At 40.7% G+C, this 26,817-nt stretch carries 25 protein-coding genes; 20 read left to right on the top strand and 5 right to left on the bottom strand.

Annotated features, from left to right (window positions below; translation table 11 throughout):
* The first annotated feature begins 149 nt into the window (after positions 1-149).
* The 4 genes from GLIP_RS22265 (at position 150) to GLIP_RS05615 (ending at position 4,468) form a co-directional block, all read left to right on the top strand.
* Complete coding sequence (locus tag GLIP_RS22265) at positions 150-713, top strand: hypothetical protein (protein WP_008843625.1); 564 nt, start codon at positions 150-152, stop codon at positions 711-713.
* Positions 704-1,816 (top strand): GH116 family glycosyl-hydrolase, encoded by a 1,113-nt coding sequence (locus GLIP_RS22260; protein ID WP_226992184.1) that lies wholly within the window; start codon positions 704-706, stop codon positions 1,814-1,816. Before GLIP_RS22265 ends, GLIP_RS22260 begins: the two co-directional genes overlap by 10 nt.
* The gene (locus GLIP_RS22255) at positions 1,747-2,874 is read left to right on the top strand and encodes a GH116 family glycosyl hydrolase (protein WP_226992183.1); all 1,128 of its coding nucleotides are present in this window, start codon (positions 1,747-1,749) and stop codon (positions 2,872-2,874) included. The genes GLIP_RS22260 and GLIP_RS22255 overlap by 70 nt, the downstream gene beginning before the upstream one ends.
* Before the next feature lie 94 nt (positions 2,875-2,968).
* Positions 2,969-4,468, top strand: a complete 1,500-nt coding sequence (locus GLIP_RS05615; protein WP_008843624.1) for a sulfatase family protein — start codon at positions 2,969-2,971, stop codon at positions 4,466-4,468.
* A 280-nt stretch (positions 4,469-4,748) separates the two neighbouring features.
* Here the strand turns inward: GLIP_RS05615 and GLIP_RS05610 are convergent, their stop codons facing one another.
* Positions 4,749-5,369 (bottom strand): hypothetical protein, encoded by a 621-nt coding sequence (locus tag GLIP_RS05610; RefSeq protein ID WP_008843622.1) that lies wholly within the window; start codon positions 5,367-5,369, stop codon positions 4,749-4,751.
* A gap of 149 nt (positions 5,370-5,518) precedes the next feature.
* On the opposite strand from GLIP_RS05610, the gene GLIP_RS05605 reads away from it, so the two are divergent.
* Complete coding sequence (locus tag GLIP_RS05605) at positions 5,519-7,279, top strand: DUF885 domain-containing protein (RefSeq protein ID WP_008843621.1); 1,761 nt, start codon at positions 5,519-5,521, stop codon at positions 7,277-7,279.
* A 58-nt stretch (positions 7,280-7,337) separates the two neighbouring features.
* Here GLIP_RS05605 and zapE read toward each other — a convergent pair whose 3' ends face one another.
* The gene (gene zapE, locus GLIP_RS05600) at positions 7,338-8,534 is read right to left on the bottom strand and encodes a cell division protein ZapE (RefSeq protein ID WP_008843620.1); all 1,197 of its coding nucleotides are present in this window, start codon (positions 8,532-8,534) and stop codon (positions 7,338-7,340) included.
* A gap of 502 nt (positions 8,535-9,036) precedes the next feature.
* Between zapE and GLIP_RS05595 the strand changes: the two genes are divergently transcribed.
* Positions 9,037-9,558, top strand: coding sequence for a hypothetical protein (locus GLIP_RS05595; RefSeq protein WP_008843619.1), 522 nt, complete (start codon positions 9,037-9,039; stop codon positions 9,556-9,558).
* Between the two features lie 366 nt (positions 9,559-9,924).
* Positions 9,925-10,629 (top strand): PEP-CTERM sorting domain-containing protein, encoded by a 705-nt coding sequence (locus tag GLIP_RS05590; RefSeq protein WP_008843618.1) that lies wholly within the window; start codon positions 9,925-9,927, stop codon positions 10,627-10,629.
* Positions 10,630-10,695: 66 nt separating this feature from the next.
* On the opposite strand, the gene GLIP_RS05585 is transcribed toward GLIP_RS05590, so the two are convergent.
* On the bottom strand, positions 10,696-12,330 hold the full coding sequence (locus tag GLIP_RS05585) for a tetratricopeptide repeat-containing sulfotransferase family protein (protein ID WP_008843617.1): 1,635 nt from the start codon (positions 12,328-12,330) through the stop codon (positions 10,696-10,698).
* A gap of 73 nt (positions 12,331-12,403) precedes the next feature.
* Here GLIP_RS05585 and GLIP_RS05580 point away from each other — a divergent pair, with 73 nt between their 5' ends.
* Positions 12,404-13,249, top strand: coding sequence for a caspase family protein (locus GLIP_RS05580; RefSeq protein ID WP_153886272.1), 846 nt, complete (start codon positions 12,404-12,406; stop codon positions 13,247-13,249).
* Positions 13,250-13,254: 5 nt separating this feature from the next.
* Here the strand turns inward: GLIP_RS05580 and GLIP_RS05575 are convergent, their stop codons facing one another.
* Positions 13,255-14,037: an outer membrane beta-barrel protein gene (locus GLIP_RS05575; protein WP_008843615.1), complete on the bottom strand. Its 783-nt coding sequence runs from the start codon at positions 14,035-14,037 to the stop codon at positions 13,255-13,257.
* Positions 14,038-14,334: 297 nt separating this feature from the next.
* On the opposite strand from GLIP_RS05575, the gene GLIP_RS05565 reads away from it, so the two are divergent.
* The gene (locus tag GLIP_RS05565) at positions 14,335-14,892 is read left to right on the top strand and encodes a DUF4760 domain-containing protein (RefSeq protein ID WP_008843613.1); all 558 of its coding nucleotides are present in this window, start codon (positions 14,335-14,337) and stop codon (positions 14,890-14,892) included.
* A gap of 32 nt (positions 14,893-14,924) precedes the next feature.
* Here the strand turns inward: GLIP_RS05565 and GLIP_RS05560 are convergent, their stop codons facing one another.
* A complete protein-coding gene (locus tag GLIP_RS05560; RefSeq protein ID WP_008843612.1) occupies positions 14,925-15,950 on the bottom strand; it encodes an alpha/beta fold hydrolase in 1,026 nt (341 codons plus the stop codon).
* Between the two features lie 242 nt (positions 15,951-16,192).
* Between GLIP_RS05560 and pilM the strand changes: the two genes are divergently transcribed.
* From pilM to GLIP_RS05505, 11 genes are read left to right on the top strand one after another with little or no spacing between them, the layout of a single operon-like run.
* Positions 16,193-17,128, top strand: coding sequence for a type IV pilus biogenesis protein PilM (gene pilM, locus GLIP_RS05555; protein ID WP_008843611.1), 936 nt, complete (start codon positions 16,193-16,195; stop codon positions 17,126-17,128).
* Entirely contained in the window at positions 17,118-17,723 is a 606-nt protein-coding gene (locus tag GLIP_RS05550; protein ID WP_040521929.1) for a PilN domain-containing protein, read from the top strand. The genes pilM and GLIP_RS05550 overlap by 11 nt, the downstream gene beginning before the upstream one ends.
* Positions 17,720-18,400, top strand: a complete 681-nt coding sequence (gene pilO, locus GLIP_RS05545; protein ID WP_008843609.1) for a type 4a pilus biogenesis protein PilO — start codon at positions 17,720-17,722, stop codon at positions 18,398-18,400. Before GLIP_RS05550 ends, pilO begins: the two co-directional genes overlap by 4 nt.
* The gene (locus GLIP_RS05540) at positions 18,390-18,737 is read left to right on the top strand and encodes a hypothetical protein (RefSeq protein ID WP_008843608.1); all 348 of its coding nucleotides are present in this window, start codon (positions 18,390-18,392) and stop codon (positions 18,735-18,737) included. The genes pilO and GLIP_RS05540 overlap by 11 nt, the downstream gene beginning before the upstream one ends.
* Positions 18,727-20,388, top strand: a complete 1,662-nt coding sequence (mshL, locus tag GLIP_RS05535) for a pilus (MSHA type) biogenesis protein MshL (RefSeq protein WP_008843607.1) — start codon at positions 18,727-18,729, stop codon at positions 20,386-20,388. The genes GLIP_RS05540 and mshL overlap by 11 nt, the downstream gene beginning before the upstream one ends.
* Positions 20,389-20,392: 4 nt before the next feature.
* Complete coding sequence (locus GLIP_RS05530) at positions 20,393-21,298, top strand: ExeA family protein (RefSeq protein ID WP_008843606.1); 906 nt, start codon at positions 20,393-20,395, stop codon at positions 21,296-21,298.
* Entirely contained in the window at positions 21,241-22,476 is a 1,236-nt protein-coding gene (locus GLIP_RS05525; RefSeq protein ID WP_083880068.1) for a tetratricopeptide repeat protein, read from the top strand. The genes GLIP_RS05530 and GLIP_RS05525 overlap by 58 nt, the downstream gene beginning before the upstream one ends.
* A complete protein-coding gene (locus tag GLIP_RS05520) occupies positions 22,476-24,248 on the top strand; it encodes a GspE/PulE family protein (RefSeq protein ID WP_008843604.1) in 1,773 nt (590 codons plus the stop codon). The genes GLIP_RS05525 and GLIP_RS05520 overlap by 1 nt, the downstream gene beginning before the upstream one ends.
* Complete coding sequence (locus GLIP_RS05515) at positions 24,235-25,464, top strand: type II secretion system F family protein (protein ID WP_008843603.1); 1,230 nt, start codon at positions 24,235-24,237, stop codon at positions 25,462-25,464. The genes GLIP_RS05520 and GLIP_RS05515 overlap by 14 nt, the downstream gene beginning before the upstream one ends.
* A gap of 33 nt (positions 25,465-25,497) precedes the next feature.
* Positions 25,498-26,028 carry a hypothetical protein gene (locus GLIP_RS05510; protein WP_008843602.1) on the top strand — a complete coding sequence of 177 codons (531 nt, stop codon included), beginning with the start codon at positions 25,498-25,500 and terminating at the stop codon, positions 26,026-26,028.
* Between the two features lie 39 nt (positions 26,029-26,067).
* Entirely contained in the window at positions 26,068-26,709 is a 642-nt protein-coding gene (locus GLIP_RS05505) for a prepilin-type N-terminal cleavage/methylation domain-containing protein (protein WP_008843601.1), read from the top strand.
* The last annotated feature ends 108 nt before the right edge of the window (positions 26,710-26,817 follow it).

The raw sequence follows: 26,817 nt of genomic DNA, 5'->3' as shown, positions 1-26,817 counted from the left end.
CTGCATTTGTTGTTGGAAAAAATTAAGTCGCAATAAGCATTGAATCGAATCGTACTAAATTAGCAATTTTTAGCCTTACCTTGCCAATTTAGTTACGCACATTTAAATAGACATTAGTGAACAATCACTATCAGTTTTGAGGGACAACTATGGATGAGTCAAAAAAAGCAGGTACACAATGTTGCGCGAAAAGCAGCACCTGTTCGCCAGATTCCAGTGACCGTAGAAAATTCATAAAATCCAGTGCCAGTCTAACCGCTTTTATGTTGATGGCGGGTAGCCGCAATGTGATGGCAGGTCCATTTTTAAAGAGTGATTTTGATAGCGTCATTCCCTCAGATAAAAAACTCAGTAAAGAGTGGCTAGCTAGTTTGTACGAACGCGGTAAGCCCATGTCCGCCACGGGCAAAAACCTAAAATATATTGGCATGCCGATTAATGGAATTTGCACAGGACAAGTTTATTTAGGTGGCGATGGCAGTCTTTGGCGTTGGAATATTACTGGCAAGCGAAATACCCAAAAAGAGAACCCTAAAGGCCCTCGATACCTAGATCCCGACGCTGCAAGTTCGCCGATTAATCAAGGATTCGCACTGAAAGTAGGCACTGAGGAGTTTACTCTAGATGCCAATGGCTTTGAGAGTGTGGTATTTACCAATCAGTACCCCATGGCAAAAGTGGCTTATAAAGATAAAAAAGTCCAATTTCTGTAGAACTGCAAGCGTATACGCCGTTTATTCCACTAAATCGTGATGATTCAAGTCAGCCTGTGATAGTCATGAAATACGTACTGACCAATCATTCTTCCTCGTCCCAGAGCGCAACCATCGCTGGCTGGATACCGAATATTGCTGATGGGAAAATAGATGGCCAGCAGAATGTCAAAAAAGTATTTACTTACAATGAATTAGCGGATATTTCGAGCGTGGAATGCTCAGTTAAAGTGGACTCGGTTATCGACCAGGAGTTCGGCGCAATGGCACTAGGATTGTTAGATGAGCAACCGCCATCTATGGCTAATATGGCGCTAGCAAATTCTGAAAATGCCTCCGTTTTTTCAACTCAGTCTAATACGTATCAACATGGTACTAGTCAAGAAAGTGAATTTGACAGTGATTTCTTAGCGGCGTTAGGAAAGTCTGTCACTTTGCGCGCTGGTGAGTCGAAAAGTGTGACTTTTGTGCTTTCTTGGCATGTTCCTACAATCAATTATGACAAAGCATTTGGGGTTAAAACCGCCAACAAAATATATGCTCCCAATTATTATGCGACATTATCTGAGTCTGCCACTGATGCAGCAAACAAGTTTGCGAGTCGCAAAGATGAGCTGTACGACAATACCCAGAAATGGACAGATACTTGGTACGACTCTACGCTTCCATATTGGTTTTTAGAGCGAACGTTTTTAACTATCAACTGCGTACAAACTGAAATGGGTCAGCGAGTCGATAAAACCGCTGACTTTCCTGAGCATTATAACTTCTTTGAAGGGGTTAGATGCTGTCCCGGTAACTGCACCCACGTTTTTCATTATGCACAAGGTCTTGCCCGAATTTTCCCAACTATAGAACGAGAATGCCGGGATAAAATTGAATATGGCTTAGGTTTCGAAAGTGACACTGGGTTGATGCATTATCGTTATACGGATGAAAAGTTTGGTGATGCTATTGATGGAAACTGCGGCACTATCTTGCGAGTGTATCGAGAAAGTCAAATGACGACCGATTATCGCTTTCTCAAAAGTATCTGGGAACGGACCAAGCTGTCGATGAATCATGTCATAAAAAATGGGATATTGATGAAGATGGCATGCTAAAAGGTTCACAACACAACACTTTGGATGAACCCTGGTTTGGTCAAGTGCATTGGCTTATCAACCTATACCATGCTGCGCTGAAGGCATCGGCCATCATGGCGCGTAAAATGAATGAACCTGCTCTTGCCACTCGATATGAGTCCATCGTAGCGAGTGGTTCAAAAGCGATGGTAGATGTTCTTTGGAACGAAGAGTTTGGGTATTTCATCCATAAACCGGGACCCGGTGATAAAGAAAAACATGGCTCGACTAATGGCTGTCATATCGATCAGGTTTTGGGTGACTCTTGGCTTTGGAATGTGGGGATTGATGGCATTTTACCTAAGGATAAAATTCGCCAAACACTAGAGTCTTTGTGGAAATACAATTTCACTCCTGATGTAGGCGCCTTTCGAGAAAAAGTTCCTGAAGGCAGATGGTACGCTGCGGCTGGGGACGCCGGACTGGTTATGAGTTCATTTCCATATGGAAAAATTGAACCTAAAAGCGGTAAGAAAAGTTATGCAGGTTATTTAAACGAATGTATGACTGGCTTTGAGTGGCAGGTCTCGGCACATATGATTTGGGAAGGCATGGTCGAAAAAGGCTTAGCAATTGGAAAAGCCATTAACGACCGCTATCAACCCGAATTAAGGAATCCGTACAACGAAATTGAATGTAGCGACCATTATTCTCGCGCAATGGCCAGTTACGGTGCATATCTCGCCATGTGCGGCTATCAGTACGATGGCCCCGAAGGCAAACTCGCATTTGCTCCAAGAATGCAGCAAGACGATTTTCGTGCTGCCTTTACTACCGCTGAAGGGTGGGGAAGCTTTTCTCAACAATTTGCTAATCATCAACAACGTGCTTCACTCGATTTACGCTACGGAAAACTCGCATTGAGAGAGTTTAAATTAGCGTTAGTTCAAGGTGCCAAGGCAAATAACACCACAGTCACAATAGATGGTCAAAAAGTCGCTGTTACGAGTTCTAAGCATCAGGATAGTGTGACATTGCGGTTTATCGATGAACTTACCTTACAAGAAGGTCAACGTTTAGACGTTACTTTTTCATAAATGAAGATCTAATGCCTGTCTTTTGTTTAGTTTTTAAAAAACGCGGACAGGCACGAAGATATTTGCTGAAAGCTTTAGATTGATGGAGTCGTTGATGGTTAAGTTAAATGTGCGTTTCTATTCAATATGTCAAAGTGTATTGCTTATATCACTTTTGGCTGGCTGTAATGAATCGACATATTCTGAGCAGAAGCGCAACGAAAATCCTGTGATAGGGAAACGTCAACCCAATGTTATTGTGATATTCACTGATGACCAAGGTTATGAAGATGTGGGCGTTTTTGGTGGCGACCATGTCTTAACCCCGAATTTGGACAAGATGGCGGAAGAAGGTCTGATGTTGACCGATTTTTATGTTCCTTCACCATTATGTTCACCTTCCAGAGCAGGTTTGATGACGGGGTCATATCCTCGGCGGGTAGACATGGCAACTGGCTCTAACTTTCCAGTTTTATTAGCGGCCGACACTAAAGGACTCAATCCGGCAGAAATAACCATAGCCGAAGTGTTAAAAAGTGTCGGTTATGCAACGGGCATATTTGGTAAATGGCACTTGGGAGATCAGCCCGAGTTCTTGCCCACACGTCAGGGGTTTGATGAGTTTTTTGGCTTGCCTTATAGCCATGATATTGCACCAACGCACAAAAGACAGGCACACTTTAAGTTTCCCGATTTGCCCTTAATGGAAAATGAGAATGTCATTGAGTTGAACCCTAACCCCGAATACTTAACTCGCAGAATTACTGAGCGCGCGATTGATTTTATTGAACGACATCAAGACGCTCCTTTTTTTCTATATTTGCCACACCCAATGCCTCATGGGCCGCTTCACGTCTCACAAGAGTTTCTGAATACGGTAGATAAAGCGACGCTTGCGCGCCTCAACATTAGCGACGCTGATATCGCCGCAAACTCTAAGAAAGCGATGTATCCATTGGTGATTGGAGAGCTAGACAATGCAGTCGGCAATATATTAGATACGCTTAAGCGTCTCAATCTTGATTCGAATACCATTGTGATATTCACCTCTGATAACGGTCCATCTGGCAGACGTAATTCAGATGGAACTGAACGTTATTTATCGGGACATAAAACCTTAACTCAGGAAGGTGGAATGCGTGTGCCAACCGTTGTTTGGGGGCCAAGTCAGATACCCGCGAATACTGTGTCTCAAGCGTTAACAACCAGCATGGATATACTTCCTACTGTCGCGTTTTTAGCGGGAGCGGATGTACCAACTGACCGAGTTATTGATGGCAAGAATATCTGGCCCATATTAGCGGCCGAAAAGGACGCAGAATCTCCTCATGACGCTTTCTATTATTATAGTAGAAACACCCTTGAAGCGGTGCGTAAAGGCACATGGAAATTAGCTATAAAAGGGAAGAGCCCAGGGTTATATAATTTACAAAATGACCCAGCCGAACGGATTGACTTAAGCACTGAGCATCCGCAAAAAGTAGCTGAATTGAAGGGATTGATGGAACGTTTTGAAGCCGAATTGGGAATAGATGAGACCGGTGAATGCGCTAAATGTCGCCCTGCCGCATTTGTTGCTAATCCAACTCATTTGACGCTAAACCCAACTAAGTAACTAGGCTGTCATAAATGTTTTAAAGTCGTGAACAATGCTGATGTTCACGACTTTTTCCGGTTTTTAGTTGATCTTGGGTGGGTTCCAAGAGGCGTTTTCTGAAGTAGATAGTTCTAACATTGCCAGCTTAATTTTCTCTACTACGTCGGGATATAGATCCGCAATATTGTACTTTTCATTGGCAAGCAAACTAACCTCATACTTTTTCAACATATCGTCAAAGTGGAAGAAAGATAGAGAGCATTATGTCTCTATCGTTGAGTTTGTGTTCTAACTTTATTTAATCCTGATAACCCCATGGTGCAGAAGGCGTTTCAATTTCTTGGGTTAAATCAAAATCCACGCGAAATTCTCGTCCTTCACGGATGAGTCGGTAAGTAAACTTGTCTGGATAGATATACATCTGCCAAATATTAGTGCTTGACTGCGGAATGCCGCTTTTGGCAAAAAGCTCTTTAGAGTATTGGTCCGCCGGAAAAGACTGCACTTGCGGCCATCCTGCGTCTAATGTATGACCGCCATACATGGTTGACTCAGAATAGTCACCATCATGGTGGCGATGGTCATGTTTTAACGAGAGTCCAGATCCAGTTTTGCTGATTATCCAGGTACGAGAAGCATCTTCACCCACATGAAATGGAATTTGCAATTGATTATCGGTGCAGCGTCTAATGTGCATAACCAAAGGTTGTTCCGACATCGCACTTGGCCCCTGATTATCTATGCTTACTTTGCCACCGAAAGCCTTGCCACACAGCGCTTTGATACTGTCGAAAAAAGCATCATGGCTTGGGATGGAAACTAAAGGCGCTGGTTTCACAATTTGCTCAGCAGTTACTGCTGTAGTACCAAAAAGTAAGGTTACTAGCACTACTGGTAGTTTAATTAAACGCTTTAACATTGTTTTTTCCTTTCAATTTGCACTATGCTTTTACGTGTTTCTTGTTCGCCTCGAATTAGATTGATGATATCAAGTATTCTGGGTTATCACATTCGTTTCACTGCAACCGCTAGCTTTAATTACCACTTTACAGTAATAGGGATATTCTGATGAAAAGACTCGTAACTTGTTTATTCGTGTTGAGCTTAGTCGCTTGTGAGCATCCGGCAAGCAGACCAAGCACAAGTGAAGAACAATCGTCAGACATGGTTGAAGAAATGGATATCAATATCATTGCTGATAAATTTATCGAAAATATGTTTGTTTCCTCACCAGAGATGAGCACATTTTATCAGGCAGAAAATGCAGATAACGTTAATTTAGCGGACATTAGTCCCGCGGGTATTCAAGCAAAACAGGACGCACAAGATAGGCTATATCGTGCGTTAGTTGCTATTAATACCGGACAACTCAATAAAAATGACTTCGTGACTTATCAACTGCTTAAAACGGAGTTGGAAGGCGAAATTAATACTCGGGTTTGTAAGCGTCATTTATGGTCGAATAATCACCTCGATGCTTTTTTTACCTGGTATCAATACATTGGGCAAACTCAGCCGGTGGGTGATGACACCAGTCGCGCGGACGCGCTAATGCGCTGGTCCAAAATACCTGCCTACATCAAAAATGACATGCTTAATAATCGAAAAGGTTTGAATACGGGCTATGCTTTGCCCCGACCGGTAGTGAAACGGGTGATAGGTCAGATGCAACAATTACTCACCATGCCAATTGAAGATACGCCGTTTTACCTGCCTGCTTTACGCGACGATAATCCAGAGTTTCAGCAAAAAATGCGCGCTGAGATCGAAAATAATATTATGCCTGTCTTGAAGAAATATTTAACTTTCATGCAGCAGGAGTATTTGCCCCAAGCACGACCAAACCTTTCCATTGCTGCAATACCAAACGGTGCGGAGTGTTATAACGCGATGTTAAGTGCAGCGACGACGTTATCGAATACGCCGGCCGAAATTTTTGCTTGGGGAGAGGAAAGTCTTGCTGAACGTGAAACCATGATCAAGAGTTTAGGCAAAAAGTTGTATGGCACAGCTGATTTGCCTGCCATTTATGAGGCCTTTGGCAAAGATCCAACAAATTATTATAAAAACAAAGAGGAGTTATTAGCAGAGGCGCAGGCTGCAATTGATCGTGCTAAAGAAAAATCCAGAGATTACTTTAATCTTTTTCCAAAGTCAGATGTCATACTCAAACCCATCTCTGATTTGGAGAAAGAAACTGGGTATTCACGTTATTTAGCTGCATCAGATGATGGTAGTCGGCCTGCAACTTACGTACAAGCGACTTATCCGGCGCATAAAAAAATAAAAGGTGAGGTCGAGAGTGTTGCTTTTCATGAAACTTACCCAGGACATCATCTGCAAATAGCGATTAGTCGTGAGTTATTGGTTTCTCACCCTGTCACTAAATATTTAGGCAACTCAGGATTTTCTGAGGGGTGGGCAAGATATACCGAAACTTTAGCAGATGAAATTGGTTTATATTCATCGGATAACCATCGAATCGCCATGTACAAGGGATTGCCAACTGGGATGGTTGTAGATCCTGGGATTCATTTTAAGAATTGGTCGAGGGATGAAGCCATAAACTATGTGTTGTCCAAACAAAGTTCTTTCAGTAAAGAAGAGGCAGAGCGCTACGTCGATCGTATTGCAGTATGGCCGGGGCAAATGACCACTTACGGTGTTGGCGAACGCTTTTTCATTAATCTGCGCAAACAAGCAGAAGCTCGGCTTGGAGATGCGTTTGATATAAAAGAATTTCACGATGTTTGTTTGCAAAACGGTACTGTACCGTTAGATTTTGTGGTTGCGGAAGTAAATGAATACCTCCAACAAAAAGCAAACTAATTTTAACAAAAGAGCAAGGCTTGGGCTGTTTATCAAATGGTAAAGTGGGCCTGTTGTATCAGCCACGACTCATTTCGATTAAGCGACTGAATGTACGGCGAAACTCGAAGGTCAAAGCACCTTCTAAATAAAGCTCTGCCAGCGGCACTTGTGTACTCAAAAACAATCTGACGCCTTGGTCATAGAGTTCGTCAATCAAACTAATAAAACGGCGAGTCATATCATCGTTTACAGCATAGGATATAACACGTTCACCCGTTTCTATTGCTTGATTATCACCCATGCCATCTTCAGTACCGCGAGCTTTTATCCACCCCCTCACTTTGCCACTGAGTTGAGGGACATCGCTTACCATTACCGTGTTAAAAGATGAGGCTATTTCAATATAATCGAGTTGTGAACGCGGACCTGCACACAGGGCATAAAAGTTAAACCAAGCAACGGAATTTGCCAGCTTCATATCTGTCATACGTTCAACTTGAATATCGCGGTGACATATATTGATGCTATTTTTATTTACTATATTACTCTTTGGCGTTAGCTCTGAAAAAAGCTTAGAAAAATCCATCTTTGCAGCTAAACCTATGTTTGGCGAGGCGTTAAAAACAGTTTGGATATCTGATTCTGAAAGCTGATGTTGGATGCGATGATCACGTTCCCCAGATAGGTTTATGCTTTGGGTGTGTTGCTGGAGTAATCCAATAAATGGCAAAAACTTGTGCCTAGCTAAGCCATTTTCATAAAGGCGTTCAACGGGTGTATTCGAAGTGGCTACAAGCACTACACCATTGTCGAATAAACAGGTGAATAAGCCAGCCAGTAACATGGCATCACCTATGTCAGAGACAAAAAACTCGTCTATACAGATAATACTAAATTGGTTTGCCAGCGCTTTGGCAATAATGGGTAGGGGATCTTGTTGTCCACTATGCTCTTTCAAGGCATTATGAATGCGCGACATAAATCGGTGAAAATGAAGTCTTAATTTGCCTTTGTTGAACGTAATTTTTGTAGGTAGAGTGTCATAAAACAAGTCCATTAAAAACGTTTTACCGCGTCCTACATCTCCCCACAAATACAACCCTTTAATCTGTTCAGTTGAGTCTTTTTGTTGCGTTATTTGCCAAAACAGCTCTTCCAACGCTGATACCGCTTCTAGTTGCGACGGATCGTCCACCAGTTTTTTGCCCAATTGAGATTGATAAACCTGTTGGGGAGAAATAAATTTAGAGCTGTAACTAGCGCTGTCGAACATAAGCGTTGTTTTTAATAAATAAGAGCATGTCCGGACAACTCTACCGACTTTTTAGTTCTTAACCAAATGAATATTATCAGCTGAAATTCATCTTTAATAATGTGGGTAAAAATTACACACTTTGAAAAAGTTTCATACTTATAACCGCTTTTACAATTTGCAGGTTAATTCCTTGAATAGGGTGATTACTGCTTATTCGATGTGTTATTCGCACTCCATTGTTCTAAACAAAAAATGATCAGGGTTTTAAGCTAGCAGCTAAATATTATAAAAGTCAGTTGCTTAGATTTGGCTTTTGCTGCGTTGGAAAAATTTATGGTGGGTTGTTTTTAGTCAACCTTGAGCGATTTAAACTCGTTTCAGATTCCTTTACTTACACCTAAGGCTATTGAATATTCTTGGCACTTACCTTGCTCCAGTGAAATTAGACGGAGAAAAGATCCGCTTAAATAACATAGCTGATTTTTATTCAACCCGTAATTTGAGTAGTAGGAGAAAGACAATGAATATTATTGAAGAGCATCACCCAAGTAAAATCGTCGGTGTATATGAAAACGAGTCGACCGCGAAACAGACTGCTAAACGATTAGTGGACGAAGGCGGTGTGTTAGCCGATGAGATTAATATTGTCTCACCACAAGACAAAAAATTTGAAAGCAAAGTTGAGCCCGAAACAAAAGCGATAGGTAGAACGCTTATTGCGTCGCATATGATGTTAGGTTTGATTGGTTTGAGCATTGGATTATTGGTTGGCACAGCATTAATCATCGCCGGTATCCAACTTGCAACATCAAGCCCTGTGATGTTGTTGATTGCTACGGGAACCTTAGGAACCTTCATGGGATTGCTAGTGGCGGGTGCTGTGTCGCTAAGGCCTGACCATGACTCGGTTGTGAATGATACACGCTATGCTAAAAATCATAAGCTGTGGTCGGTTGTTGTCCACACTAAAGATCGAGAACATACTAAGCAGGCTAAGCAACTTATGGAAGGCTCTGCCGTACGGATGTCGGAATCTTTATAAATCGAAGGTGTTTTTTTAACTCCCCAAATTATTGATATGGTAAAGAAAGCCTTTGATTCGACACGGTGGTTTTAAGCCGCCATGTATAAAAGCTCGAATATTAAGAAGATTAGAGTATGGCTTTTTAATCTTCTTAATATTGACTAGCCTACACCCTCACTGAAACCCATTCTATTTACCTTTCTTTTGTGTCAATTATATTTACATTATCTTAATAACTTTTTGGTAGCAAATTATAACCGGTTGATAAATATATAAATTATTATCTGGTTTGAAACTTGCTTGTACGAAAAGTAAGCAAAAGGTTGTACGGAACTGCAGTTTGATTATGTTCTGTATATGATAAAAACATAAGTGAGTGTAACAATGAAAAAGAATTTAATTTTTGCTGCAGTTGTAATGTCGCTTCCTATCGCTACGGCACAGGCTGACGTTATCGTGCTCGACTTCGAAGGGATTAATTCTTCGTATCCTAGTTCCGACTATGCCAATATTGAAGAGTTCTACAACGGAGGAATGAGTAACCAAGGCACCAGTGGTACCAATTTTGGTATTAGTTTTGAGTCAAATGCTCGTGCGATTTGTTTGAACACCCCAGGCTCTTCTTGTTCGAACACTTCCAGAGGAGGGTTGGGTGATCCAGATTCACAACTAGGAGGTTTATTCTTCCTCGCTGGCTCAGGCACTAATATGAACGTTGCTGCAGGTTTTGAAGATGGCTTCTCGTTTTTCTATACCGCCATTAACCAAGGTGGCTCGGTACAAGTGTTTGATGATCTGGACGGCACGGGGAATCTGCTAGCAACCTTAAACTTAGATGTAACTTCTAGTACTTGTGGTGGCGAATTTGGCGCTGGATTTTGTCCTTTTGTTGCTGCTGGAGTCGCATTTGATGGAATTGCAAAGTCGGTTAACTGGGGAGGAGTAGCTAATCAGGTGGTATTTGATGATGTGACTTTTGGCTCGGCAACCCCTGGTGAAATTGATGTCGATGTACCGGAACCTGCTTCGATAGCTATGCTGGGACTTGGCTTAGCTGGTATGGTATCTATGCGTCGGCGTAGAAAATAAACTCTCGCATTAATATTATAAAGCTCTGAATTTTCAGAGCTTTTTTATTGTTAGATAACTGAGCTATCATTTAGTGTACCCGAATCGCTGAACCCAGGGTTCTAAAATTGTAACTATAGGCTCTAATTGGTTTTGGTAGCGTTTCCACTGAGCTAAACCGTCAGTATTAAGCCCTGCCTTCAACTGAATATCACTGGGGGTACGAGGATCATCAGAAATATTAGCAGTAAAGTTTTGCATTTCTTTTTGCCAATTTAGACCTATAAAATTAAGAACCTTCTGCATATTTTCCTTAAAGTTTTGTACAGTATCTTCGTGTTTTACATCAAGCACCTTGATTGGTAGCAATGAACGCGAAATGTCAGCTAGGTTCATTACTTCGTGATAAAAACGTGCACATGTATGTAGATCAAGTAATTCAAACATGGCTGGATTAATTTGAAACCGACGTCGGAAGCAACTCAATACAACATCTCGCGGATCTCTAAGCGCGAACAATATTTTTGCATTCGGGAATAACTTTGCTATTACAGGTAACGATAAAGTATGTAATGGGAGTTTATCAATTAAGGTTTTCCCATCTAATTGAGTGTCTAGTGATTCTTTAACTTTCTGCCAATAATACTTCTGAAAATGCCGAATTTGTTCAGTTGTTAATTGTGACATGACTCGCATGCTTTCTATATCTTTAAGCCACTGTGAAGAAAAGTAGCTCACGTGATCCACTTCTTCTAGCGTTAATACGTCGCTATGGCTGCTTAAGGCTTTTTCCAGTAATGTAGTGCCTGATCGTGGAAAACTTAATATAAATACATGCTCACATAAGGCTTCAGTTTCTATATATTGTGTGGTTGTTACCCAAGTCTCAGCACTCAACAACGGGATACAACTTACTAATCGCTTAGCTTTATCAACTTCTGACTCTGTTTCATGAACTCGCATGCGTGGTAACCACTTACTTCTTAGCAGTTGATTACGTAACTCATAATCAGCAAAGGCCTCTGCTGTGCGATTTAATTTGTCCAGCACATCTGCGCGTAAGTCCAACATGGCTATCTGTTCGTCGTGATTTAACTTTGATTGTTTTAATAAATTATTGATTCTTATCAAAGTCTGTTCGGTTTTTCCTTCGAGCAAATCAATTCGGTTTAAAGTTAGCGTCGCAGTAAAATTATTCTTTTGTAATAGAATCGCTTTCTCGGCAAACGAACGGGCTTTAGCAAGATTATTACGTCTAGCATATATGGCTGCCACTACGGCATATGCTTGTGCATTATCGGGCTCAAGCTCGATTAATCGTTGATTTAAACTAAGTGAATATGTGAGTTGTCCAATCCGATAACTTACAGCGGCAGCGCTAATAAGCGCCGGCAGCATATCTGGTTGTAGTTTTAGTGCATGTGTAAGGCTTATTAAACCGTCTTCAGACATACCCAGACGCACTTGCATTGTGCCTAAGCAAAACCAAACTTGTGGTTCATCTGGGGCAATTTCGATAGCTTTTTTCAATAAACTTAGCCCCTCGTCACTACGACCTTGTTGTTCATAAAACTCGGCTGCTAAGACTAATACTAGTGGTTCATCTAAACCGCCATTTAAGGCTTTTACGGCAAGTTGGATAGCCCTATCACGTTTCCCTTGTTGAAAGTTAGACACTAAACTTTCGAAAATTTCGTCTGCTTGTCTGGGCGTGAATTTCATGGTTAATCCTCTATAAACATTGGGACAAAATGATATGTTAAGTAATATCATTAGAGTGCCATTTTGAGTATTCGTGGATAAAGCTATATGCTTAAACTACCTTAAAGCAAGAGTGATAACCATGCCCTTGTACTTACCTGTTCTAATTGTAGTTTCAATTGTTTGTTCTACGTTCGCTTTAGCAACGTCTGAAAAAACACAGCGTTTTGCGCTTGTTATTGGCAATCAAAGCTATCAAACGGCCCCATTAAAGAATGCGTTGAATGACGCCAAAGCTATTTCCAATACATTCTATGAAATGGGGTATCAAGTCACTACAGTTACCGATGTAAACGTGCAATTGCTGCGTGAAGAAGTGGCCGGCTTTTATCAGCGTGTTCATAGTGTTGAAGCTGAGAACAAATTAGCCGTGGTTTATTATGCAGGACATGCGATTCAAATAAATCACAATAACTATCTGATTCCTTTAGATATTGATTTTGAAAATGAACAAGAGTTCATAGCCCAGCTATACGATTTATCTGACTTATTTAAGCTAATGAAATATTCAAAAGGGCTACAAAGTATTGTGATTTTGGACGCTTGCCGAAATAACCCATTTGAAATAGCAAATAGCAGTATGGTCGTTACTCAAGGGCTAGCGCCGGTTAGAGCTCCAGCTTCTACCCTCATTGCTTTTGCCACAGAGCCCGGAGGCGTTGCGTTGGACGGACGCAGAGAAAACGGCGTCTACACCCGACATTTACTACGTTTTATGTCAGAAAGTATTTCGATTGAAGAAGTATTTAAAAAGGTGAGGTCAGCTGTAGCCAGAGAAACACGTAATAAACAAATTCCTTGGGAGCATTCATCGTTGTTGCAAGAGGTCTATTTTAGCCCACCAAAAAATAAAGAAGTGCCCAATATCGTAGTTTTCTGACAAACCTAAAAAACGTAAGCTAAACCAACATGCAATGACGTAAAGGTTTCGTCTATATCTTCAAAATTGTTACCCTCGAAAAATATATCTTGTTGATAATCATTGATCTTTAATCGTGTTTGAAACAGTAAATTGGTAGATAACGGCATAGTCCAACTCATACTGTAGCTAAATCCCTTAGTGTCTCCTGTTACTGTACCTGTAAGGTCATCAAATTCAGGAGCTTCATCGGCTTCTTCTTCATCTGTATTTTTTGAAAAGTCGTTGGTCGCGTTCAGTTTGGCGTATGCAACTGAAAAGCTCAGGCTACCCGCTTTTTCAAATCGCCAATGATAACCCACCCCAATAAAGGGTCCTTTTTGGCCATAACTCTCATTCGTGATACTGAGCTCTTCATCGTCTTCTATATCTCTGGGGGTAAATTGGATTTTGGTTTTGCCATATTTATAACCGCCAAAAACGGTCCAATTGCTAGATAATTGATAGCCCAATGTGATATCTAAATCATTGCGGGATGCTTTACCTACATCTTCTTCTTCGGAAATGTCCGCATCTTTTAAGGTTGTTTGTAGGTTTGCAGATAACTGCCACTTATCTACGGCAAAGATGATCGGCACGTTGAGGCTTGGGAAACTAATTTCATGGTCTAGTTTTTCTGGAAACGAAAAATTGCTATAGCCCAGAGACACACCTGAGATTACTCGTACATCATCGAAAGCTGAATTTGCTACCGCAGGTTGCGAAACCAGTAGCGCCGTTAGTATTGCTATTCTAGCCGACACATCCATTTAATTTCCTTGAACTGGTAATTTTTTGTGCAATTTATCTAGACTAATAGTATTGTTAGTAGATAGCAAAAATTAGGGAAGATAAATGAAACTAAACAACCGTTTAAGCACTTTTATGTCGCTCCTGTATGTTGTCCTTTGTTTGCTCTTAGTTAATGGGTGCAAATCAACAGACAATAGCAATGAGGTTGAGGAATGCGAAACTGAAAAGCCGCAAAATTGCGATTCATCAGACGAAGCTGATAGAGGGTATGACCCTTGTTTAGTAAATCAAAAACTTCCTGTATGTAATACTGAATGACAGATCAAGAATTAAGACTGCAAATAGCCGAAGTCGCAGGGACATGGATTGCGGCTCTAGCCGTTGTGATAGGTGGGATTTTTGGTGTATTTCAATATCTAGAACATAAAGATGCAGTCAAAGTCGACCGCACAATGGCATTTGTAGAGCGTTATCATAGTGACGGTCTGCTTACCGAAGCTCGTTTAAAAATTACTCACTCTATGGCATCGCATGTTGATGACATAAATCAACTTCTCACCAATCCAGAGATCGATCCAAACGATATTGCCAATCAATATAACCTGCAAGTCAATAAATTCATTGAGCAAGACGAACTGGCGGGATACCTCGAACAAATTTTCACTTTTTATGAGCAAATTATTTTGTGCAGAGAGTTATCTCTTTGTGATCCTTCCGTAGCAGAGCAGTTTTTTGATACTGACGGTTTGGCATTTATCAGGACCTTTTATCCTTATATATGTAACGTACGCAAAAAGTGGAATAACCCAGACAAGTACGATCGGGTTTTGAATTTTTATGTGCGTAATAGTGCCAACATTTGCGAAACGTGAGTGTTGCATACTAATTTAAGCTCGAATTTCGATTACTTAACACCGCCATTTTGCTTTCGCAATTCTTGAACGATTTCTAACAACCGGTCAGGTTGTTCAAATTGAAACAAATGTGATTTACTTTTTGATTCAATATATCGATTGCCATCCGAAAGATTAGCTAGATGCTGGTAATAGCTTTTGGCGTCTTGCTGCCATTGTTGTAAACCAATCTTATCCTCTTCGCTATCAGCTTCTGAGATGTATTTATCTTCAAACTGTGTGTCAATTATTACTGTTGCTATGTTTTTAGGCCAAGAAAAAGATGCTGCATGTTCAAGATCCTGTTGATATCTCGCAATCTCAAGGAATAAATTAATTTGGTTTTGAATCTCTAATCTTTTATTCATCATGTCAGTTACATATTGCCAGTCGGTATCAGGCAAAGGGGGAAACGATTGCAAGGTTTCTAAATCGGTTTGATTTTTCTGTTTAACTCGCGGCGTATACTTACCCTCGGAAACATATTCTACATATTTTTCTAAATTGTCTTTAAACGGCATAGCGTCCTGACTATAGCGTGCAATTGAAAACTCTGTGAGTACATCCGGATCAATCAAAACAACACTTGAAATAGGTTTAGATAATGAGTTTTGTAGCGCGATCTGCGCGCTAATATTGCTGCTAGCAAAAGCGATTAACGTGGCATCTTGGATAGCAAATTCATCTAAGGTAAGTACTAAATCCTTGGCAAAATGTGAATATCCCACAGGTGCATCTTTTAAACTGTTTACCATGCCAGCCCGGTCAATTGCCAAAACTCGATAATGTTTAGCTAAAACGGGGGCAGCGGATGCGAACCATGCTGTATCTGAATGCCAGGAATCAATAGGCCCAGAAATAAGGACAACCCACGGTTTTTGTTGGTTTCTTGGACTATCCCAGACTGCTACATGTAATGGGTGATTATCTATGTTAATGGATCTGGATGGTTCTGCTTGTATGCAAAGTGAAAGCAAAATAGCAAAAAAGGAAAGTGCTGCTCGTAACAGGTGAGCTGAAACTATGCCGTTCCACATATTTAACCCTCAATCAATTTGATAACTACTTAGTCTGACTGTTAGCGTTTGATTTTTGTACTAAAAATAGACGATTCAACAGAATTAAAAGACGAATAAAATCGACTTTTTGAAGTAATGTTTAATTTGGGGCGATAAAATTACCGACTAACTCTGCTCAGAGCCTGCATTTTTTGTAGCACTTTGTTGGAAAGTTTGCTGTAATAGATTGAAAATAAATAAAATATAAAAAAACGTGAACTATGCACGCAGGTTGGCGACAATATCTTAAGCAACGCTTAAAAACTTCATCAAAATTCTATTCTGTTGGATTAGAGTTTAAAGATGACTCAATACAGGTTTCGGTACTACTCAATGATAAACAAGATATCGTTTGGGTAAAACAGCACTTGTTGCCTAATCTTGACTGGCAAAAGCACCTTCACGATTACATTTCTCAGGAATCACTCTCTAATACACCATGCCATGTCGTGCTGAATCCCAGCGGATATCAAATTCAACAGGTCGAAAAACCCCAGGTGGCGGAAGAGGAAATGGGGCAAGCATTGGTCTGGAGCGTAAAAGACCTTCTGCCAAATCAAGAAGATATCGTTGTTGATTATTTTGAATTACCCGCACAAAGCGCTGGAGCTAACAAAATTAACGTAGTAGCGATCCCCAAAGTAAAACTAGAAGAAATAACAGATGGGGTTATTGAAAGTGGCTTAGAGCTCAAAAGTATCGGTATTTTAGAATTGATTATTGCTGATTTAGTTGAATCAAGTGACGAAGCAGTACTGACACTTGTGCAAGAACCCGGGCAAGAAATCTGCTTAAATATCATTAAACAAGGGCAGGTTTATTTTTCAAGACGACTGCGTGGTTATGAGAATTTACCTACGTTTAGTGAAGACGAATTGCAAATGGGGGTGGGTGATAATCTGAGTGTTGAGATTCAACGTTCTATGGATTATTTTGAAAGCCAACTAAGACAAGCACCCGTTAGAAAAATTTTATTAGCTATCGAGTCACCGCATTTAGACAAATTAGCACAGCTCATGCAGCAACTAACTTTTATGACAGTTGAAACCTTGCAAATTGATGTTCCTCACAAAGAAGAGCTAAATTACAGAACGAGCTTTATCGGTAGTCTTGGGGCAGCCCTTGTGCAAAAGAACGGAATGGTCAATGAAATCTAGAATCAATTTTTATAGAGAAGACCTTAAATCCAGAATCATACTTCTCAATTTGAATTTTTTATTAGTGATGGCATTGCTGTCCATCGTAATCATAGTGGTGGCTTGGTTTTGGGCAGATAAACAGCAGTCAAATGTAGAAAATCAAATTGATAACCTACTCGTGCAAATCTCGCAGAAAAAAGAGCTTGTTCAAACCTTGATAGAAGCAAAAGATGCTCGTACCCAAGATGCCTCGATTGTGGCCAAGGTTGAGAAACATCAACAAGAGCTCGCTATGAAGTTAACTATTTTAGAAGAACTGGACGATCGTAAAACTCAACGAAGTAATGGCTTTTCCAATCTAATGTTAGATCTTGCCAATAACCATCACAATAATCTGTGGCTAACGAATATTTTGTTGGATGAACGTAGTCTCTATTTGGAAGGTACAACCACCGATTCTAAAGCACTGCCTCAATGGGTGACACAGCTAAATCAAGCAAATTATTTTGCCAACACCGAATTTGCGGGCACCAAAATGTTTCGTAATGAACAACAGCAATTGCAGTTTATTCTCAGCTCTAATTTAGATGATATTAAACGGAGTGGGCAATGAGTCAGTCTTTAGAAACTCAATATACTAATTTACTGACAAAATTTTCTGCGCTCACGACTCGCGAAAGAGGGTTGTCAATAGCGGCTGTTTTAGCATTAATACTTTTAGGTGGCTTTGTTTTGATAGTTGAGCCGGTTCTGAAAAAATGGGATTTGGATAAAATGGAGTTGCAGCGTCAAGCGAATGAAGTGTCTAATTTAGATGTGAAAATTGCCTTGCTCGAAGAAGCATTGCAAGAAGATCCAGATGCCGCTATAAAAGCCCGTTTACAACGAGTAAACCAGCAAATAGATGAGGCAGATAAGTCGTTAAATACGCAAACCAAAAATTTAGTACCAGCGACACAAATGCCAAGGCTGCTTGAACAAATATTCACCCAATCTGATGATCTTAAACTAATAGAAATGCATTCTATTGCGCCAACGCCTTTACTGAAGTTGGAGGAAAAGCAAGATTTAACCGACGTCAATTTGTATCAACACGGCGTACAAATGACGTTAGAAGGTGGCTACTTTGAGATTCAAAAATACCTTCAAAAAGTGGAAGCGCTACCCTATCAATTTTATTGGAAAAAGTTTGCCTATACAGTTGAAGAATATCCTGATGCACTTGTGCAAATAGAAATTTATACATTAAGTACTAGTCGCGCGTTTATAGGAGTTAGTAATGATTCGTAAATTCGTGCTGTACGCGGGATTAGTTGCTTCTTTCGCAATAGGTGCTCAGCAACCTGTTGATCCGACAAAACCTAAAGGCGTCGGTATTCTAGGGTTGGGCAAAACCGAACTAGGAGAAACGGGAGCTGCACCAATAGTGCTATCCGCCGTGTTCATCAAAAACACCAGTAAGATTGCCGTTATTAATGGTGAATCAGTGTTAGAAGGACAAAGTTGGAAAGGAAACCAAGTTAAAAAGATTCATAAAGACGGGGTCGTTCTAGTAGTAGATGGACGAGAAACCGAATTATTATTAAATCAGTATTCAATTAAAAAAGACGCATCGAATGACTTCTAAGCAAATTTTACTTTTGGGAATGGCATTGACTTTATTTGGCTGCCAATCAACTTCAGAAACCGGACCTGCTCAAAAGTCCATAGATAAAGCTATGGAGCAGCAGGTAGAAGCTATGCAAAATAAGCAAAGTGCTCCGCTTGATGTATTGCCGGATGCAGTGAGCCAAGCGCTTTTACCAGGTCAGTCGGTAAATGATGATCCGTTATTTGCAGAAGAAAAATACGATATCAATGCAAAAGCAGTAGATGCAGTGAGCTTTTTTGCTGGTTTAGTTGAAGATACTCCTTATAGCGTAGCAATTCATCCTGAAGTAAGTGGTGCTATTTCACTAAGTTTAAAGCAAGTCTCGTTAGAGCAAGTATTTGAATTAGTCTCTGAATTGTATGGTTATGAAGTAAAAAGGTTCGATCAGATCTTTCGCGTTTTTCCATCTGGCATGCGCACAGAAACCTTCCCAGTAAATTATCTATTGATGCAACGTGACGGTGCGACACAAACAAGTATTTCATCTGGTGGTGTCTCGCAAACTGAAGGTAACCAAAATAGTGGTGGAAACAATGGTGTCAATAACTTCAGTGGAAACTCAACCAATGGCAATAATTTGGGGGGTGGACAAAATAACAACAATATCAATGGCACCAATATCAGCACTCGTACTGAAACCGACTTTTGGAAAGATCTAAAAGAAACATTGCAATCGATGATTGGGCTTCAGGATGGCCGAATGGTCATGGTAACGCCACAAGCAGGATTAGTAACTGTACGAGCAATGCCCTCAGAGATTCGAAGTGTTAAAGATTATCTGAAGGTGTCGGAAGAAATCGTAAAACGTCAGGTTGTGCTTGAAGCGAGAATTATTGAAGTTTCGTTAAGTGACGAATATCAACAAGGTATTAATTGGAATCAAATTGCTAACAGTAGCAATAGTAGTACACAGGTAAATTTCTCTACAACGGCAGGTAATTTTGGCAATCAGATAAGTGCCGCCATTGGCAATGTAACGAGCTTATCGTTTTTAAATGAAGACTTTTCCGGTGTTCTGACATTGTTAGAAACTCAGGGAAATGTGCAGGTGCTTTCTAGTCCAAGGGTCACGGCAACTAATAATCAAAAAGCGGTGATAAAAGTCGGTGATGATGAATATTTTGTAACTGAAGTATCAAATCAAAATACGATTACCTCCGGCTCGACGACAGTGACACCGAATATCGAACTAACGCCATTCTTTTCGGGTATCGCATTGGATGTGACACCGCAAATAGATGACAAGGGCGGTGTGTTGTTGCATGTACATCCTTCCGTTATTGAAACCGAAGAGCAAGAAAAAGTTATCACACTTAATGAAGAGCGGTTTGTTTTACCTTTAGCACAAAGCAATATTCGTGAATCTGACACAGTGATTCACGCAAACTCGGGTGAAATCGTTGTGATTGGCGGTTTAATGCAATCGATGATTTCTGAAAAAGATTCTAAAACTCCGTTACTAGGCGATATCCCGTTATTAGGTAACTTATTCAAAAGTAAAAATGATGTAGAAACCAAAAAAGAATTGGTTATTTTACTTAAACCTACTGTGGTTGATGCAAACACCTGGAAACAACAGCTAAAACAAAGTCGTGACCAAATGGCTGATTGGTTATACGTGGAATAACACTATGTACCTGTACCATTACGGTATAAAGGAATTGCCGTTTACGTTAACACCGAATACCAGTTACTTCTTTGGCTTACCAAGTCATAAAGAAGCATTAGCTGTGCTTCTTACTGCCCTTAAGACTGGTGAAGGTTTTATCAAAGTAACGGGGGAAGTGGGTACAGGAAAAACTTTAATTTGCCGTAAATTATTAAATGAGTTACCCGGCGATTTTGTTACCGCTTACATTCCCAATCCATTTTTGAGTCCTGCTGAACTGCGTAGGGCTGTGGCAAATGAGCTTAATGTCGCTCTAACGGATCATTCAGATCAGCAAGAATTTACTCATCGTATTCAACAGCGCTTGATTCATATACATCAGCAAAATAAAGGTGTAGTTCTTATAATCGATGAAGCGCAAGCGTTGCCATTGGAGAGTATTGAAGCATTAAGGTTAATGACTAACCTTGAAACTGAATCCAGAAAGTTATTACAAGTATTATTATTTGGTCAACCTGAATTAGACCAAAAGCTCGCCTTACCTGAATTACGGCAATTAAAACAGCGAATCACGTTTTCTTATACTCTGCGCTTGATGGATGCCGACCAAGTTTTTCAATATGTGCGTCATCGTATGGCAGTGGCGGGTTATAAAGGACGTGAGTTGTTTAATCGGAAATGTTGTGAGCGGTTATTCAAAGCGAGTAAAGGAACGCCAAGAATTGTCAATGTGTTGTGCCATAAGTCTCTGATGTTGGCATACGGTGAAGGTAAAAAAGAAGTCACGATTCAACATGTGAATCTAGCCATACAGGATACGGAAGCTGCACTTTTGCCGAATAGTCACATGCGATTAATTGTTATCATTGCATGCATTATATTATTAGCACTGGCGGCGACATTCGCTTACGAGAGTTGGCTGCTATGAGTGTCGTCAATAAAATGCTGCAAGATCTAGAAGATCGTAAAGCTAAACCAGACTACTCAGCAGATTATCAGCCTGAAAATGGCAAAAAAGTATCCTTGCGTAGCATTTATATATTGCTCGTGGTGCTGTTGTTTGCTGGCGCAGTTTGGTTCTATAAAGACGCTCTCTGGCTTTACAATAATTCTTCTAATCAAGTTGAAGAATTCGTAGTTTCTACTGAAAAGCCGCAGCTACAACCGGAAAGTAAGATAGAAAAAGATAACAATATAGAATCTAGTCAGGTTAATACATCTAAATTAGAAGTCTCAAGCGAGTTGGCTAAATATGATCAAAAACCCATTTCGGATGAAAATGCGAATACGCAAGTGCCCCGTGACTTGCAGGATATTAATCAGCAGAAGCAGACATTACAACCGGCAGATACTGAGCTTGTGCAAGCTGTTGAACAAAATCAGCAACGAGCAGATTCTGAAAACAACTTAGGGTTAAAAAACGAAGCGCAGATTGATAATAATGTGCCCGCTTTTAAACAAGTGACATCGAAACAAGCGTTGCAACTAGATTCCGAGGAAGGCTCTTTTGAAATTAAATCTAGTGACAAACCGTTAAACAAAGATGAATTGAAACAACAAGTTCAACTAGCGTTAAAACGCGGAGATGAACAAAGCGCAATCAAACTGTTAAACCAGTTGGTTAATGTGACTCCTGAGAATACTTCGGCAAGAAAAAGACTGGCAGCTATGCTGTTTGCTCAAGGTAATCACAGTCGCGCAAATGAGGTACTAGAGCGGGGAATTATTTTGTATCCCGGCAATGTAGAGCTGCGAATTATGCAGGCCAAGCTTTACGAGCAAGCAAAAAAACCAATGCAAGGATTTGAGCTTCTTTTAAGCCACCCGGTTTCAGCCTATCAATCGCCAGATTACATTGCTTATCGAGCGGCGTTGGCACAGAAAGTAGAGCGATTTGAGCAAGCTAAATTGGATTATCAACAGTTAGTAAAAAGCCAATCCGCTAACGCAAAATGGTGGCTTGGTTTAGCAGTAGTCGAAGAACGACTAGGTAACATGGTGGCAGCGTTGGACGCTTATCAGCATGTTAAACAATTATCCCAAATGTCCGTTGAGGTTGAAGAATTTGTTGAGCAAAGAATACGCTATTTGGCAGAGGTTAAATAATGCAGCCTAAAGCTAAAATACGTTTAGGTGATTTGTTGGTTCAAAACAACATTATAACCGAAGAACAACTTATGCAGGCGTTGTCAGCGCAACGTGAATCAGGCCGCAAGTTGGGTGCTGTGCTGGTTGAACAGAAATTTGTTTCTGAGCATGAACTACTGACGTTTTTATCTCAGCATTTAAACGTACCGCTGATTAATATTCCTGAATATCGTGTACAACCGGAAAGCGTCAAACTGCTTCCAGAAGTACAAGCAAGACGCTATCGCGCAATTGTTTTGGATGACAAAGAAGATCATTTGTTAGTGGGGATGAGTGATCCGGCTGACATTAATGCCGTTGATGCATTATCTGCACTGTTATCCAAACCATTGAAGTTGGCCGTTGTTTCTCAGGCCCAGCTCTTCGACGCATATGATAGCTTTTACCGTAGAACTGAAGAAATTGCATCTTTTGCACAAGAACTTGCAGAAGAGTATCAAAATGAAGATGAGTTCGATTTCACCAGCGGATTAGAGTCTGAACAAGACACTGCAGTAGCTAGATTATTACAATCGATCTTCGAAGATGCGGTCCAAGCCAAAGCTTCGGATATACACATTGAGCCTGACGAAGGGCTATTGCGTATCCGTCAACGCGTAGATGGCGTATTGCAAGAAACTATCATTAAAGAAAAGAATATTGCATCTGCGTTGGTTTTACGATTAAAACTAATGTCTGGTTTGGATATTTCCGAAAAGCGTCTACCCCAAGATGGTAGAACTCAGGTGCGCATTAAAGGTCACACAGTTGATGTACGTTTATCTACTATGCCGGTGCAAAATGGCGAATCGGTAGTTATGCGTTTGCTTGACCAATCAGCTGGTCTGTTGACGCTCGACCAAACAGGTATGCCAGGGCCTGTATTACGTAGATTGCGGATTTTATTACAACGACCACACGGTATGATTTTGGTCACGGGGCCTACCGGTTCGGGTAAAACCACAACCTTATATGGCGCAATGAGTGAACTGAATAAACCTGATACTAAAATCATTACCGTAGAAGATCCGGTTGAATATCGATTACCCAGAATTAATCAGGTGCAAATCAATAATAAAATTGATTTAACCTTTTCGAATGTGCTTAGAACTACGCTTCGCCAAGACCCCGATATTATTATGGTGGGGGAGATGCGTGACACTGAAACCGTCGAAATTGGTTTGCGTGGTGCATTAACTGGTCACTTAGTACTGTCTACGTTGCACACAAACGACGCCATCAGCAGCGCGATTCGTTTGCTTGATATGGGAGCGCCGGGCTATCTAGTTGCCAGTTCATTGAGGGCAATCATCGCGCAACGACTGGTGCGCCGAATTTGCGACAATTGTCAGGTTGAATATACGCCAAACGAAGAAGAAATGTTTTGGTTAAAAAACATAGACGCTACTGCTAATACAGCGACGTTCAAAAAAGGAGCAGGGTGCCAATCTTGTAATCAGAAGGGATATCGTGGTCGACTCGGTGTATTTGAATTGTTAGAAATGACAGAGCCAATGATGGATGCATTGAAAAGCTCAGATACAGTAGCCTTTAGCAAAGCCGCACAAAACAGCCCAGGTTATTCACCCTTGGCAAAAGTGGCCTTGTCCTATGCCAAGCTCGGTTTTACAACAGTAGAAGAAGTACTGCGATTGGTTGAGATGGTTGCGGATAGTGAAGGCAAAGTAGACCGTGAACTCGCACCAGAAGAAACTGAACACAAAGAAGGTGGAGTAGATGGCTCAGTTTAATTACACCGGCAGGACATCCAATGGTGAATTAACCAGCGGCTTGATTGACGCTGTTGACGCTTCTACTGCGGCCAAAACGCTACAGAGTCGTAACGTGACTCCGTTGAATATATACGAAACAACTGAGCAAAGTACTGGGAAAAAACAAAACGACGAAATTAATTTTTTTACACCGAATGTCAGTCTCGAAGATCTAGTTATTTTTGCCCGTCAAATGTATTCGCTTACGCGTTCAGGCATCCCAATTTTACGCGCTGTGAACGGCTTAGCAGATACAACGAATTCGAAACGCATGGCGGTTGCATTAAATGATGTAGTGGAACAGTTGGAGCGAGGCCGCACATTCTCATCCGCTCTACATCAACACCCAGAGATATTTAACCAGTTGTTTGTGTCTGTTGTGCATGTGGGTGAAAACACCGGTAAATTAGATGAAGCATTTCTACAGCTATCAGATTATCTGATTCGCGAGCAGGAAACGCGCAAACAGGTTAAGTCGGCCATGCGCTATCCAACGTTTGTGATTATTGCGTTAGTCGCAGCACTAGTTGTTATGAACATATTTGTTATTCCTGTATTTGCCGATATGTTCAGGAAGTTTGATGCAGAACTTCCATTGATGACGAGATTCTTAATTGGTATGTCTGACATGTTCGTGACTAAATGGCCGATTATGCTCATTGTCATTGGCGGCATAATATTTGGCGTGACACGTTACTTGAATAGCGATGTAGGTCGTTACAAATGGGATAAACGCAAATTAAGGTTGCCGGTAGTAGGAGGCGTACTCGAACGCACCTTGTTAGGCCGTTTTGCGCGCAGCTTTTCCATGATGTTGGTATCAGGTGTACCGTTGACTGCTGCATTAAACTTAGTGGCTGATGCGGTAGATAATAAATATATGTCGGAACGCATTTTGAATATGCGTCGCAGTATCGAAAAGGGTGAAAGTTTGTCCCGTGTGGCTTATGCAAGTAATTTATTTACACCGTTGGTTATGCAAATGATCACTGTAGGTGAAGAAACTGGTCGGGTAGATGAATTGTTAGCGGAAGTAGCAGATTACTACGAACGTGAAGTTGATTATGATTTGAAAAGTCTAACGTCTAAAATTGAGCCTATACTCATCGTTATAGTGGCGGTCATGGTTCTGATTTTAGCATTGGGTATCTTTACTCCGATGTGGGAAATGATGGGCGCATACAAAGGTAGCTAAGAGATCAGTAGAGTGTGAAATTAGGAAACGAGATTGGATAAGAATCAGGCTGGGCAAGAAAGCACCAGTAAATTATTTGGTAAAATAATCGTGTTAATAGTGTTTGTCACTATTATCACTAGTTTTATTTTTTATTTTAATAGTAGCTCGCCTGATATGAAGTATGTAGCGATGGAAAATTTGCAACAGCGATTTTCTCAAAGTGTGACTAATTCGCACTGGCAGTGGCAAGCCGAAGGTCGCCCAAGGATGATAGTGCTAGTGCACTATGAATCCCGTCCCGATGACAATAGACAAGCCGTTGAAAAAGATAGACGGCCAATTGAAATGGGGCGAAATGGTTATCCTAAAACCATCGGTAGTACAGAGGGGTGTGCCAAGTTATGGCAGACCATATTGAATATTTCAATGACTGTAGAAGGCTTCAAGGTCTACGCGGACTATTACAGTGATAGTGATCCGGAAGACAGTATCGACGATGCAAAATGTCGATTTAGGTTATCGGTAGGCCCGTATTTTGATTATCAAATAGCCAATGGACACGTGAGCGCTTTGAAAAAATGATCAACAAAAAATATAAATTAAAAAACTTAGGAGGTGGATATGAACAGGCTTAAAGAAACCTCTTTTCAGCATAAGGGTGAGTTAATAATGAATACAAAACAGCGAGGTTTTACCCTCATCGAACTGGTAGTCGTGGTCATTGTATTGGGGCTGTTAGCCGCTACCGCTTTACCTCGAATGTTAGATATAACCAAAGATGCTGAAGATGCCACAGTTGAAGGTGTTGCTGGTGGATATGCTTCAGGGGTAGGTCTGGTCAGGGCTGCTTGGGAACTAGAAGGCCGTCCAGAAGAAAATTTTGGTACTAACAGTACAGCAATCGTAATTGATGGTGTGCAAGTGGGTATTGATAAAGATTCAGGTTATCCCACGGGGCAGTTAAGTAATGATGCTAGCAGTGAAGATGACAATATGAACAACTTAGATTGTGAAAGTATCTTTAATCTGATTATGCAAAGTGCACCAACTATTTCTTCTGATTGGAATAATCGTCCTTTTGAAGACTTCAGATATTTTACTAATGCCAGTGAAGGTACTGGTTCTGGTGGCAACGATTTATGCTTTTATTACTTAACCCAGACGATTAAAAACCGTACTGTAGAGCCGACTGATAGAACGGTAGGGAACGGTTTTATTTACGATCCAAGAATTGGGCAAGTAATTGTTTTTAGTAATAATTAATCCAATTTTTAGCATTATGAAAAATGATAGCCAGGTATAAAAAAACATACCTTTAAATCGCCCTAACCTATATTAAATAGAATAAAAATTTGTCATTATAATTTTTGA

The sequence above is a fragment of the Aliiglaciecola lipolytica E3 genome (assembly GCF_000314975.1).
Lineage (GTDB): Bacteria > Pseudomonadota > Gammaproteobacteria > Enterobacterales > Alteromonadaceae > Aliiglaciecola > Aliiglaciecola lipolytica.
Note: the sequence above shows the minus strand (reverse complement) of the source record. Positions and strands in the feature narration are given on the sequence as shown.